General features: G+C 60.9%; 10 protein-coding genes and 1 riboswitch. Of the genes, 8 read left to right on the forward strand and 2 right to left on the reverse strand.

Annotation, left to right across the window (positions count from 1 at the left end; genetic code table 11):
* Positions 1-103 precede the first annotated feature (103 nt).
* Complete coding sequence (locus tag QO005_RS21625) at positions 104-694, reverse strand: regulatory protein RecX (RefSeq protein WP_370878133.1); 591 nt, start codon at positions 692-694, stop codon at positions 104-106.
* Between the two features lie 146 nt (positions 695-840).
* Positions 841-1,698, reverse strand: coding sequence for a helix-turn-helix transcriptional regulator (locus tag QO005_RS21630; RefSeq protein ID WP_307160096.1), 858 nt, complete (start codon positions 1,696-1,698; stop codon positions 841-843).
* Between the two features lie 562 nt (positions 1,699-2,260).
* Positions 2,261-2,369, forward strand: a riboswitch (guanidine-I (ykkC/yxkD leader).
* 69 nt (positions 2,370-2,438) lie between these two features.
* On the opposite strand from QO005_RS21630, the gene QO005_RS21635 reads away from it, so the two are divergent.
* The 8 genes from QO005_RS21635 to QO005_RS21670 all read left to right on the forward strand — a co-directional run bounded on the left by QO005_RS21635 (position 2,439) and on the right by QO005_RS21670 (position 13,548).
* The gene (locus QO005_RS21635; RefSeq protein WP_307160097.1) at positions 2,439-3,509 is read left to right on the forward strand and encodes a putative urea ABC transporter substrate-binding protein; all 1,071 of its coding nucleotides are present in this window, start codon (positions 2,439-2,441) and stop codon (positions 3,507-3,509) included.
* Positions 3,510-3,575: 66 nt separating this feature from the next.
* Positions 3,576-4,391, forward strand: a complete 816-nt coding sequence (locus QO005_RS21640) for an ABC transporter permease (RefSeq protein ID WP_307160098.1) — start codon at positions 3,576-3,578, stop codon at positions 4,389-4,391.
* A complete protein-coding gene (locus QO005_RS21645; RefSeq protein ID WP_307160099.1) occupies positions 4,391-5,206 on the forward strand; it encodes an ABC transporter ATP-binding protein in 816 nt (271 codons plus the stop codon). Before QO005_RS21640 ends, QO005_RS21645 begins: the two co-directional genes overlap by 1 nt.
* Before the next feature lie 9 nt (positions 5,207-5,215).
* Positions 5,216-6,043, forward strand: a complete 828-nt coding sequence (locus QO005_RS21650; protein WP_307160100.1) for an urea amidolyase associated protein UAAP1 — start codon at positions 5,216-5,218, stop codon at positions 6,041-6,043.
* 12 nt (positions 6,044-6,055) lie between these two features.
* Positions 6,056-6,706: an urea amidolyase associated protein UAAP2 gene (locus QO005_RS21655; RefSeq protein WP_307160101.1), complete on the forward strand. Its 651-nt coding sequence runs from the start codon at positions 6,056-6,058 to the stop codon at positions 6,704-6,706.
* Positions 6,707-6,709: 3 nt separating this feature from the next.
* Positions 6,710-10,240, forward strand: a complete 3,531-nt coding sequence (gene uca / locus QO005_RS21660) for an urea carboxylase (protein ID WP_307160102.1) — start codon at positions 6,710-6,712, stop codon at positions 10,238-10,240.
* Positions 10,240-12,045 (forward strand): allophanate hydrolase, encoded by a 1,806-nt coding sequence (atzF, locus tag QO005_RS21665; protein WP_307160103.1) that lies wholly within the window; start codon positions 10,240-10,242, stop codon positions 12,043-12,045. The genes uca and atzF overlap by 1 nt, the downstream gene beginning before the upstream one ends.
* A 222-nt stretch (positions 12,046-12,267) precedes the next feature.
* Positions 12,268-13,548, forward strand: coding sequence for a polysaccharide pyruvyl transferase family protein (locus tag QO005_RS21670; RefSeq protein WP_307160104.1), 1,281 nt, complete (start codon positions 12,268-12,270; stop codon positions 13,546-13,548).
* The last annotated feature ends 46 nt before the right edge of the window (positions 13,549-13,594 follow it).

The following is a 13,594-nucleotide window of genomic DNA, read 5'->3' on the forward strand; positions in this document are numbered from 1 at the left end:
GCATGTCGCGCAAAAGTGTGCAGCGGTTTTGCGAGAACGACATGCGTTAAAACAAGAATGTAAAGCACGTTGCATGAGGCTGATAAGCCGCAACGGGCTTTAGTCAGGAAAAAGCTGAAAAGCCCTTGTCGGCCAGAAGCTCTTCAGCCTCTTCCAGTGTCATCGACACAACGCGCCGGGCCAGATCATAGCCGAAGCCATTTCGGGCAAAGGCGGCCATATGCCTGGCTCGTTGGTCCTCCTCCAGACCATGACGCCCGAAGGGGCCATAACCGCGCTTGCGGGCGAGTATCACCGCCGCGCGCAGGTCATCGGCCTCTTCCAGGGCCTGATCGGCAATGGCCGCCTCCACCCCCTTGGCCCGCAGGGCATGAGCAATCGCCCGGCGGGACTTTCCCTGCCGCCCCGCGGATCGTGTCCGCGCTTCGGCATAGGCAACATCGTCAAGCGCGCCCATATCGCGCCCGAAGGCAATGGCTGCATCGGCAAGGGCCTCGCATTCTTCCGGCGTCACCGCCTCGAATTTCTGCCTGGCCTTGCGAATGATCTGATCTTTCAACTGCTGCTCGCTCAGCATGCGCCGGGACAGCCTGTAGGCTGCGGAATTGCGCGCCCAGGTCAGCATTCTGGCCAGCCTCTCGGCGCCCTCGGCCTGATCTGGAGAGGTCTCGTCCTGATGCGTTTCTTTCGGCATGCTCGCTTTCCCTTCACCGCATCACGCGGTGTACACCGTCCGCCGCCCGGGAGAAAGGCGGCAGAAGGTGATGGAAAAGCGGCCCGCAAGAATGCCCTCGCCACTACAGATGTAGGCAAGACCAAACCCTGCTTGCAGGAGCCGTATCAGGTGGGCGCGGCTACCATGCCGGACATGCGCAGGCCCGACGAACGTGCCGACGCCTTGGAGCGGACGGCGGGCAGAGGATTTTCCCCATCGATCAGCCCAAGCAGGATGGCCTTGACCACGGCCTGCGTGCGATTGACCGCTTCCAGCTTCTTCTTCACGGATTCCATGTAGAATTCTACGGATTTTTCCGAGATGCCGAGGATCTGCGCGATTTCCCAGGAGGATTTGCCGCGTGAAACCCACAGCGTCGTTTCCCGCTCGCGGGCCGACAGGAACGACCGGCGGCGACCGAAATTCCCGACAAGATGCTCTTCCATGACGATACGCAGGGCATGAACATGGAAGAATTGCGCCAGAATGTGCAGAAGATGGTCTTCCCGCCGGCTGCGGCGTGGCTCCGGTGCGCCCTTGTGCGGGATCACCGTCAGCATGGCCACTTCCCCATGCTTGGACATCAGCGGAATGGTCAAACCATCGCGAACGCCCGCATCCGCCGCTTCCTTCATGACCTGCTGCTGCTTGGCCGGAAGGTTCTCGATATCGATGGCATGAGACCAGCGGAACGGCGTCTTGCGGCCCAGGCCATATTCCACGACCGGGTCATGGTTGACATAATTGCGGGACGCATAATGCGACACCCACTGTTCCGGATAGCCGAAGATCCCATACATCTGCCGCGCCGAACCACCCTCGTACAGCGCGGAATGCTGGATAATATGATAGGCAAAATACCGATAGCCGAGATTTTGCACCGTTTCTTCCAGGAGCGCTTTCAGCTCCGCGACGGTTTTCGAGTTGCTGATACGCTGGGTAAATTGATCAAAAACATCGTTAGAATGAACATCAATATACATAAAGGCACTCCGTTTTAAAAAGCGAATGGAATGCAACGCGTCTCTTAGCGATACAGATGACTAAATAACAGTTATAATTATCACTAACAAGAAGGGCATTTAAAATTCTAGCAGAGATTGTAATTTCAATAAAACCAAATGTTCAGAAATACTAAAAACAGTGAGACAGTATTTTTCGTCCCTGCGAACCCTCATACTGTCTGCGATATGTTGCATAGCACAAGCCCAAGTCGTACCCAAGCCCTAATCCGCATCCGGGGGCAAGGCCGTTAATGGGCCGTTAAATGCACCAGCGTAAGCCGCAAAACGCGACACCACCGGCGAAAATGATACGCAACCACACGATTTCATTCATGATTTAGCCGCTATACATTAACGCTTCGACCCCAGACACAAAGAACGCCGCAGCCTGAATACGGATTGCTGCACCGCCAGAGAAGCGCCGCATAAGATTTAGGCGCAAACGCATAAAAACCCGGCAGACATGATTGGAAACAATAAAGAGCCACCTCGAAACAATGGAATTCTCCATCTGGCACGGGCCTTGCTTTCCTTGATTGTCGAGTTTGGCCGCTAGGGTTCCGGCGCAGCAATGCGCGGCTGGTCCGAGAGCAGCCACCGGCGTGGGAGACATCGCGCCGGATGCACGGCGGGACAAAAGCCCGGGAGACCTCGTTAGCCAAGGGATTGGCGGCGTTGGTCTTTGCCGATCCCTTTTTGAAAAGCAAAAGGGGAAATGCATGCGCCTTCTATCTCAACTTCTTTCCGTCTCCGCCCTTTCCGCAGCACTTGCGCTTGGCGGCCTCACCACGGCTGAAGCCGCGCCGAAGAAGGACTTCAAGGTCGCCTGGTCGATCTATGCGGGCTGGATGCCCTGGGGCTATGCGAGCGATCACGGCATCGTCAAGAAATGGGCCGATAAATACGGGCTCAAGATCGAGGTCACCCAGTTCAACGACTATGTGGAATCCATGAACCAGTACACCGCTGGCGCCTATGATGCGGTGACGCTGACCAATATGGACGGGCTTTCCATCCCCGCCGCCGGGGGTGTCGATACGACAGCCGTGATCGTCGGTGACTTCTCCAACGGCAATGACGCCGTCATCCTGAAGGACAAGGACAAGCTTGCCGATATCAAGGGCCAGAAGGTCAATCTCGTCCAGTTTTCCGTATCGCATTATCTGCTGGCACGCGCGCTGGACAGTGTGAAGATGACGGAAAAAGACGTCACCGTCGTCAACACGTCGGATGCCGACATGGTTGCCGCCTACAAGACCGATGACGTGACATCCGTCGTCACCTGGAACCCGCTCGTCTCGACCATTCTGGAGGAGCCGAGCGCCAAAAAGGTGTTCGACAGTTCGCAAATTCCCGGCGAAATCATCGACCTGATGGTGGCCAATACCGCCGTGCTGAAGGACAATCCCGATTTCGGCAAGGCACTCGCCGGGATCTGGTACGAGACCACGGCGCTGATGATGAAGGACACGGCGGAAGGCAAGGCTGCCCGCGAGGAGATGGGCAAGGCCTCCGGCACCGATCTCAAGGGCTTCGACAGCCAGCTTGCGGTGACCAAATTGTTCGACAAGCCTGCTGACGCCAGTGCCTTCACGGCTTCTGCCAATCTCCCGAAAACCATGGATCTGGTGCGCAACTTCCTGTTCGAGAAAGGCCTGCTCGGCAATGGCGCGCCGTCTGCCGACGTGATCGGCATCGAAATGCCGGATGGCAAGGTGCTGGGCGACAAGGGCAATGTGAAGTTCCGCTTCACCACCACCTATATGGACGCCACCGCCAAGGGCCTCTGATCGCCACCGCTCCGGAAGGGAGTACCTCCCGGTGCCTTCCATCAGATGCAAACAACGGAGATTGCCATGCGGTTGATCAACCGGAAACCCGGCAATGGCGCCCGGCTGGCGCTGGCCTTCCTGCCCTTTGCAGCAGTCCTCGTCGCCTATGCGGCGGGGTCGGCGGCGCGGCTTGCGGACAATGCCAATGACAAATTGCTGCCGGGCTTTGCCTCCTTCGCCGATGCCATCAATCGCATGGCCTTCATCGCCGATCCGCGCACCGGCGATTACATTCTCTGGGCCGACACCTGGGCCAGCCTGATCCGGCTGTTTTCAGGCCTTGGAATCTCCACCGCCATCGCCCTTTTGCTTGGCCTGGTGATTGGCCTCTTTCCCTATGTGCGGGCGCTGCTCGCACCCTTTATTGCCGCCATTTCCATGGTGCCGCCGCTGGCGCTCTTGCCCATTCTCTTCATCGTCATGGGGCTGGGCGAGGCCTCGAAGATCACGCTGATCGTCATCGGCGTCGCCCCGATCATGATCCGCGATCTGGCGCTGAAAGCCATGGAACTGCCGCGCGAGCAGATCATCAAGGCCGAGACATTGGGCGGCTCCTCGTGGCAGATTGCGCTTCGGGTGGTGCTGCCGCAAATCCTGCCGCGCCTGATAACGGCCCTTCGCCTGCAGCTTGGCCCGGCCTTCCTGTTCCTGATCGCGGCGGAGGCGATTTCGTCCGATAGCGGTCTCGGCTACCGCATCTTTCTGGTGCGCCGCTATCTCTCCATGGACGTGATCTTTCCCTATGTCGCTTGGATCACGCTGATTGCCGTGCTGACCGATACTCTGCTCGACCGGCTGCGGATTGCGCTGTTTCCCTGGTCCAATCTGGAGGCGCATTGATGAGCGGCATCGTCATCGACAAGGTCTGGAAGGAATATGGCGACCAGATCGTGCTGGAAAACGTCTCGCTGACCATCGAGCCGCGCGGTTTCGTCGCCCTGGTCGGCCCCTCCGGCTGCGGCAAGAGCACGTTTTTGCGCATGTTGCTCGGGCAGGAGCAGCCAACGCGGGGAGTAATCCTCCTTGACGGACAGCCACTGCCACCCGAACCCGGGCCGGATCGCGGCGTGGTCTTCCAGCGCTACTCCGTGTTCCCGCATTTGACCGTGCTCGGCAATGTGCTGCTGGGCAAGGAACTGACAGAGGCGCGCATTTCCGCAAAACTCTTCGGGGCCGCACGCAGGCAGGCGCGGGAAGAGGCCGAGGCGATGATTGCCGCCGTCGGCCTTTCGGGCTCGGAGGGCAAATATCCCGCCCAGCTTTCCGGCGGCATGCAGCAGCGCCTGGCGCTGGCGCAGGCACTGATGATGAAGCCGAAAGTGCTGCTGCTGGATGAGCCGTTCGGGGCGCTTGATCCCGGCATCCGCGCTGAGATCCACCAGTTGATGAAAAAGCTCTGGCATGAAAACCCGATGACCGTGGTGATGGTGACGCATGACATGCGGGAAGCCTTCACGCTGGCCACCCGCGTCGTCGCGTTTGAGCGGCCGCGTGACCGGCCGGAGGAAAAGCTGCGCTACGGCGCCACCATTACCAAGGACATTTCCATCTGGCCGCCACGGCAGGCCGGAACCGCTTCCATTTTTCGCCCAGACCGGGACGGCCCGGTCAATCCAGACGGGCTTCACCGGGACGACCCGGCACATCGTCGATAGGAGAGAGACATGCATATCCGACGCTCTGCCGAAGAAATCGCCGCCAACAGGGCGCGCTATGAGGAACATCAGAAAAACGGGCTCAATTTCGCGCCCAAGGCGCTTCCGGGCCAAAGCGCCCTGCCCGCGCCCGATCTCGACGAAAAGACCGTGGTTCATCAGGAGGTCATCCCCGGTGGCTGGTATTGGTCAACGCGGGTCAAGGCGCTGGAAACGCTGCGCGTTCACCTCACCCACGGTTTCTCCACGGTCTCGCTGATCGCCTGGAATGCTGCTGATCCCGTCGAGCGGCTGAACCTGCCGGATACGGTAAAAATGCAGTGGACCACCGGCCTTGGCAAAGGCCGGGTCATCTTTTCCGACATGGGCAAAGTCATGTTCTCGATCACCGAAGACAGCAGCGGCGCGCATGATTGCCTGATGGGCGGCTCCACCGCTGCCTCCAATGCCCGCAAATATGCAGGCTCCAACAGCGCCGCCACCCGCAACAGCCGCGATAATTTCGTGCTGATGGCGACGAAGGCAGGGCTTTCCAAGCGCGATATTCCGGCAGCGCTCGCTCTGTTTGCCCCCGTCAGGGTCGATGCCGAAGGCCGCTTCCAGTGGAGGCGAGAGCTTTTGAATGACGGCGATTACGTCGATCTGCGTGCCGAGATGGACATGATCGTCGGCTTTTCCAACTGCCCGCATCCGCTCGACCCCAATACCTCCTATGCGCCCCATCCGGTGACGATCACACGCATCGCGGCGAGCGAACCCGCAACGGACGACCTCTGCCGCACCGCCACCGCCGAAGCCGTTCGTGGCTTTGAAAACAACGCCTTCGCAGCGCTCTGAGGGAGAAAAGCAATGACCGAATTCAAAGCCACCTCCCCCACACGCTCGCTGGACAATGCCGTGCAGGACCATTTCATCCCGGCGGAAGCGCCCTTCTCCACCGTCGTGAAAAAGGGCCAGATCCTGCGCATTGAAGACAGCTATGGCCAGCAGGCCATCGATACGCTCTTCTACAATGCCGAGGATTTTTCAGAGCGCTATTCAAACCAGGATACGATGCGTGAACAGGGTGCCGCTTACATCTCCACCGGCACGAAGATCATCTCCAACGAAGGCCGGGTCATGCTGACCATGACCGCCGATAGCTGCGGCCGCCACGATACCGCGGCAGGCGCCTGCTCCTGCGAGAGCAACACGGTGCGGTTCGGCCATGGCACAAAATATCTGCATGCCTGCCGGGAAAACTTCGTCATCGAGGTTTCTAAACACGGCATGAGCAAGCGCGATGTGGTGCCGAACATCAATTTCTTCATGAATGTGCCGATCGAACCCTCAGGCGAAATGACCATTGTCGACGGCATTTCCGCGCCCGGCGATTTCGTCGAGTTGAAGGCCGAGATGGATGTGCTGCTGGTGATTTCCAATTGCCCGCAGATCAACAATCCCTGCAACGGGTTCGACCCGACGCCGGTGCGCGTCATGGTCTGGGATGATGAGGCCTGAGCGATGTTCAAGAAGGTTCTGATTGCCAACCGGGGCGAAATCGCCGTCCGGATCATCCGTACGCTTGCCAAGATGGGCATTGCCTCCGTTGCCGTCCATTCCGATGCCGACCGCTTTGCCAAGGCCGTGCAACTGGCCGATGAGGCGGTGCGGCTGGGGCCTGCCCCGGCGGCTGAAAGCTATCTCAATATCGAGGCCGTCATTGCCGCCTGCAAGGCGACCGGGGCTGAGGCCGTGCATCCGGGCTATGGTTTTCTCTCGGAAAATATCGGTTTTGCCGAACGGCTGGAACAGGAAGGCATTGCCTTCATTGGCCCGACGCCTGCCAATATTGCGGCTTTTGGGTTGAAGCACACGGCCCGGGAGCTGGCGGAAAAAAGCGGCGTGCCGCTTCTGCCCGGCAGCGCCTTGCTGGACAGCGCCGAGGAGGCCTTGAGCGAGGCCGAACGGATCGGCTATCCCGTGATGCTGAAATCCACTGCCGGAGGCGGCGGCATCGGCATGCAACTCTGCGCCGATCCTGCGGCACTCAAGGCCGCCTTCGACAGCGTACAGCGCACCGCCAAGGCCAGTTTTGGCGATGCGCGCGTCTATCTCGAACGTTTCGTCGCCAAGGCGCGCCATGTGGAGGTGCAGATCTTCGGCGATGGCAAGGGCCGGGTGATCGCGCTTGGCGAACGGGATTGTTCTCTGCAACGGCGCAATCAGAAGGTCATCGAGGAAACCCCGGCACCGGGCCTCAGCGACGACGTGCGCCAGCGTCTGCATGCGGCGGCGATATCGCTGGGGCAATCGGTCAACTACCGATCTGCGGGCACGGTGGAATTCATCTACGATCCGGCCCGGCAGGAATTCTATTTCCTGGAGGTCAACACACGGCTTCAGGTCGAGCACCCCGTGACGGAAGAGGTGTTCGGCATCGATCTCGTCGAATGGATGATCCGGCAGGCGGCAGGCGAGGATGTGCTGACTGGCAAGGAGACGCTGACGCCAAGGGGGGCTGCCATCGAGGCCCGTATCTATGCGGAAATGCCACATGCGGATTTCCGCCCCAGCGCCGGGCTGCTGACGGAGGTTGCCTTCCCGGAAGGCGTGCGCGTCGATGGCTGGATCGAGACCGGCACTGAGGTCACCCCCTTCTATGATCCGATGCTGGCCAAGGTCATCGTGTCCGGCGGAAGCCGGGAAACGGCCATCGAGGCCATGCAGCAGGCGCTGGAAGGGTCTTCCATCTCAGGCATCGAAACCAATCTCGATTATCTGAAAGCCATTGCCGCTTCCGATCTGTTCCGGAGTGCAGATGTCGCCACCACGGCGCTCAAGGAGTTCAGCTTCGTGCCCGACGTGGTCGAGGTGATTGCTCCGGGTGCGCAATCCAGCCTGCAGGAACTGCCGGGACGGCTTGGTCTCTGGCATGTCGGCGTGCCGCCGAGCGGGCCGATGGATGAGCGCTCCTTCCGCCACGCCAACCGGCTGGTGGGCAATGCCGATGAGACGGCGGCGCTGGAACTGACGGTCGCCGGGCCGATCCTGAAATTCTTGTCGGATGTCACCGTGGCGCTGGCGGGCGCGGTCATGCCGATGACACTGGATGGCATGGCCATTGCCCATGACACCGCCATTGCGGTCAAGGCCGGGCAAACGCTTGCCATCGGCACGATCGAGGGGGCGGGCCAGCGCGCCTATCTGGCGGTCTCCGGCGGCTTTGCCGCCCCCGTCGTGCTCGGCTCCCGCGCCACTTTCGGGCTTGGCCAGTTCGGCGGCCATGCCACCGGCACGCTGAAGGCCGGTCACGTGCTGCGGCTGGCGCGTCAGCCACAGCGCGCGCCGAAACCGGCCAGCGAACCCGCCGCCCTCACCCGCCACTGGCAGGTGGGCGTGATCTACGGCCCGCATGGGGCACCGGATTTCTTTCAGGACGAGGACATCGAAACCCTGTTCTCCACCGATTACGAGGTGCATTTCAACAGCGCCCGCACCGGCGTGCGGCTGATCGGCCCCGCGCCGAAATGGGCGCGCAGCGATGGCGGCGAGGCAGGGCTTCACCCCTCCAACCTGCATGACAATGCCTATGCCATCGGCGCCATCGACTTTACCGGCGATATGCCGATCATTCTCGGCCCCGATGGCCCCAGCCTCGGCGGCTTCGTCTGCCCGGCGGTGATCGCGGCGGATGAGCAGTGGAAGATGGGACAATTCAAGCCGGGGGATAAAATCCGCTTTCATCCCGTGGCGCGGGATGGGGATCTGCTCGCCGGTCCGGTCGTCAAACGCCTTCCGGCTGAAACCGGCTCACCGATCATTGGAGCGGACCATTCCGGCCCCGTCTCCGTCACCTACCGCCGCCAGGGCGATAATAATCTGCTGGTCGAATATGGCGATATGCAGCTGGATATAGGCTTGCGGCTGCGCATCCACCTGTTGATGCAGGCTGTTCAGGCGGCAAAGCTGCCCGGCCTGATCGACCTGACCCCCGGCATCCGCTCGCTGCAGATCCATTATGACGGGGCAAGCCTGCCGCGCCAGCGTCTCATCGGCCAGTTGCGGGAGATCGAGGCAAGCCTGCCGGATATGCGCGATGTGACCGTGCCGAGCCGCACCGTCTATCTGCCGCTCTCCTGGAACGATCCGCAGGCAGAGCTTGCCATGCGCAAATACCAGGAACTTGTGCGGCCAAACGCGCCCTGGTGCCCGTCGAATATCGAATTCATCCGCCGCATCAACGGTCTTGCCGATGAAGAGGCGGTGAAGCAGACGATTTTCGATGCCAGCTATCTGGTTATGGGTCTGGGGGATGTCTATCTCGGCGCGCCGGTTGCCACCCCGCTCGATCCGCGCCACCGGCTGGTGACGACGAAATACAACCCCGCCCGCACCTGGACGCCGGAAAATGCCGTCGGCATCGGCGGCGCCTATATGTGCATCTATGGCATGGAGGGACCGGGCGGTTATCAATTGTTCGGGCGCACCATCCAGGTGTGGAACAGCTGGCGCAGAACGCCGGTCTTCACCCGGCCGTGGCTTCTGGATTTCTTCGACCGCATCCGTTTCTTCCCCGTCAGCCATGCGGAACTAACCGAGGCGCGCGAGGCCTTTCCGCACGGCGCCTATCCCATCCGCATCGAAGACGGCACGCTGTCCTATGCCGCCTATGAAGCGGAGCTTGCCGCCAATGCCAGTGGCATTGCCGCCTTCAAGCGCCAGCAGCAGGCCTCCTTCGAGGCTGAACGCCAACGCTGGAAGGATCAGGGGCTCGATACGTTCCAGGTGGATGAGAGCGCAGGCCCAGGCCTTGCTGGCGATGTGCCGCCCGGCTGCTTCGGCGTCGAAAGTGCGGTGCCCGGCAATATGTGGAAATTGCTGGCGGAAGACGGCCAGACGGTTGAGCCGGGAGACCCGATTGCCATCGTCGAATCCATGAAGATGGAGGTGACCATCCACGCCCACGCCAAAGGCCGCTTGCGCGAATGGCGCGCCAGCCCCGGCCGTACCGTAAAAGCAGGCGATGTCGTCGCCATTCTGGAGAATATCTGATGTTTCCCGCCTTTCTAGACTTTACCGCCCTACGCTCGGCCTATTCCAGGGGAGCAACACCGCTTGACCTTGCGGAAGAGATCATCGCCCGCCGCAAGGCATCCAGCGATCCGGCGATTTTCATCACGCCGGTGGCCGATGACGACCTCAGCGCCAGCGCCCGTGCACTGATGGAGCGGGCACCGCAGCCGAACAGCCTGCCGCTCTGGGGCATACCCTTTGCGGTCAAGGACAATATCGACGTGGCGGGCCTGCCGACCACGGCAGCCTGCCCCGCTTTTGCCTATCAGCCGGAAGAAGACGCAACCGTCGTGGCGCGGCTGAAGGCGGCAGGCGCGCTGGTGATCGGCAAGACCAATCTCGACCAGTTCGCGACCGGGCTGAACGGCACCCGCTCGCCCTATGGCGCGCCGCGTTCGGTTTTCGATGCGGATTATGTATCCGGCGGCTCCAGCTCCGGTTCGGCGGTGGCCGTCGCGGCGGGGCTTGCCAGCTTTGCGCTCGGCACCGATACCGCCGGGTCTGGCCGGGTGCCTGCGGCCTTCAACAATCTCGTCGGCATCAAGCCGACACCGGGGCTGGTGCCGAATGTCGGCGTGGTTCCGGCCTGCCGCAGCGTCGATGTCGTGACTGTCTTTGCGGGCACCGTCTGCGATGGCATTGCCGTGCGCAAGGTCATGGAGGGCTATGATGGGCGCGATCCCTTCTCGCGCCCGGCCAAACCCGTCTCCCTGCCGCTGGAGGGGTTGCGGATCGGCGTTCTCGAGCCGCAGGAGCGCGAATTTTTCGGTAATAGCGGGTATGAAGCGCTCTATGACCAGGCCATCGCCCGGGCGGAAGCGCTGGGAGCCATCATCACACCCTTCGATTACGCGCCGTTCCGGGAAGCGGCGGAGCTTCTCTATAACGGTCCCTGGGTCGCGGAACGACTGGCCGCCGTAAAGGATTTCCTGTCAGGCCATGCCGGGGATTTCGACCCCACCGTTCGCAGCATTATCGAGGGCGCCAGGGCCTATAGCGCTGTCGATGCCTTCGAGGGGCTTTACCGGCTGGAAGCTCTGCGCCAGAAAACCCAGGCGGCATGGCAGGGTATGGATGTCATGTTGCTGCCCACAGCGCCCACCACCTATCGGGTGGATGAGATGCTGGCCGACCCGATTGTGAAAAACAGCCATTTCGGACGCTATACCAATTTCGCCAATCTCTTCGGCCTTGCGGCGATTGCCGTGCCCGCAGGCTTCACATCCGATACCGCCCTGCCCGGCGGCGTCACCCTGATCGGCCCCGGCTTCAGCGACGATGCCCTGGCGGTCTTTGCCGATGCCCTGCACCGCAAGGCTGAAAGCGGCATGGGCAAGGACAAGGCTGCTGCCCTTCCCGAAGACGCGAAGGTGAACCCGCCGGACGACGGTCTGGTGCCGATCATGGTGGTCGGCGCGCATCTCACCGGCATGCCGCTCAACCACGAACTAACCGGCCCCGGCGGCAGGCTGGTGAAAACCTGTCGGACGGCGAAAGACTACCGCCTCTTCGTGCTGCCCAACACCACGCCGCCAAAGCCGGGCCTGATTCGCGAGCCGGGCTTTGCCGGTGAAGGCTTGCTGGTGGAAGTGTGGAAGGTGACGCCGGAGGCCTTCGGGCGCTTCGTGCAGAACATTCCCGCACCGCTTGGCATCGGCAAGGTGACGCTGGATGACGGCAGCCAGGTTTCCGGCTTCCTGTGCGAAGCCCATGCCATCGAGGGGGCGCAGGAAATCACCCATCTCGGCGGCTGGCGGGCTTATATCCAAAGCCGTGCCGCCTGAATGAACGCACCATCGCAGCGCAAAAGGAGAAATTTTGCGCTGCATCATTCAGTTGATCATCCGAACGCGCCTTGATAAGTTTCCCAAAACGTCAAGGTCTGGTCATCTATGCCGGTCTTGCGGCTGGCCTGCCTGCTGGAGCGGCGGAACCGGTGCGTGAAACCGCTCCAGCATCGGGACGGGCGGTCTGCCGCTATCCCCTCACTCTTGGAGAGCTGCCACGTGAAGGTTGTTGTCGAAAATACCGTTTGCCTGAATACCGGCGATGCCGCCATTCTTCTGGCCATTCGCCACATCCTTAAGACGGCCTTTGGCGAAAACCTGCATTTCTATATTTTCGACAGCCAGCCCGAAGTTGCCGCCCGGCTCTATAGCCGCCAAGCCTATCCCGATCTCAGCTTCCGGCGGCTGCTGTCGGAAACGATGTTCAAGTACAGCCATGCCGAGAAGAGCGTCAAGGATGCGATCAAGCCGGTCTATAATCGGGTGATTTTCGAACTGCTGAAGCGCGGTGGCAGCAAGGCGCCGCTCTTGGGACACCTGCTTTCGGCCAGCGAGAAGGAAGGCCTGCGAAACTATGAGGAGGCCGATCTGGTGGTGACCACCGGCGGCACCTATCTTGTGGAAACCTACAATATCGAAAAGCGGCTGAACCAGTTTGAGCTGGACGAGATCCTCGGCAAGCCGCCGGTCTTCTTCACCCAGTCGCTCGGCCCTTTCAAGAAAGAAGAAAACCGCCGCCGTCTGAAGACCAGCTTCGACAAGAGCCCCCTCATCCTCCTGCGCGATGCCTATTCCCGCGACAATATCGTCGATTTCGTCAACGATCCCTCGAAATGCCATGTGGTGGCGGATTCGGTCTTTGCGCTGGCGGATCAACCTCGTATCGAAAGCCTGCTTGCAAGCGGCCCAAAGGCACCCACGGGGCGGGTAGCGGTTTCCGTCCGCCACTGGGATTTCGTCAAGGGTGGCGGCAACGGCATGAACCGCTATATCGAATCCATCCGCCGCATCGTCACGGATCTGGTGCGCCAGCACGGCAAGCAAGTGGTCTTTCTCTCCACCTGCCAGGGCGTGCCGGAATATGGTCATGACGATTCCAAGACGGCCAAGGCAATCGTTGCCGGGCTTGAGGCCGATGTCGCAGCCGAGGTCAGCGTCGATGACGGCTTCCACACGCCGGAGCAGTTGATGGCCAAGGTCAAGGATCTCGATTTCGTGGTGGCGACCCGCATGCACATGATGATCATGTCGCTTTGCGTCGGCACGCCGGTCTTGCCCATCGCCTATGAGTTCAAGACCAAGGAATTGTCAAAGCGCATCGGCATCGACAACCTGCTCTTGGAAATCGATACCGTTACGCCGGAACAGGCCGCAGCGAGCCTCGAAACCTTTATCAACGACTTCGATCATTACCGCCCGCTCAGCCTGAAAGCCGTGCTGGAAGAGCACGCTTCCGCAATGTCGGCAGCGGCGCTGCTCAAGCAGGCCATCAGGATTTAGGCTTAGATATTATGTTGTTTTTAAAAGGTATCCCGCAAAACCGAAG

Origin of the sequence: Allorhizobium paknamense (assembly GCF_030815125.1) — a bacterium.
In the GTDB taxonomy this organism is placed as follows: Bacteria; Pseudomonadota; Alphaproteobacteria; order Rhizobiales; family Rhizobiaceae; genus Allorhizobium; species Allorhizobium paknamense.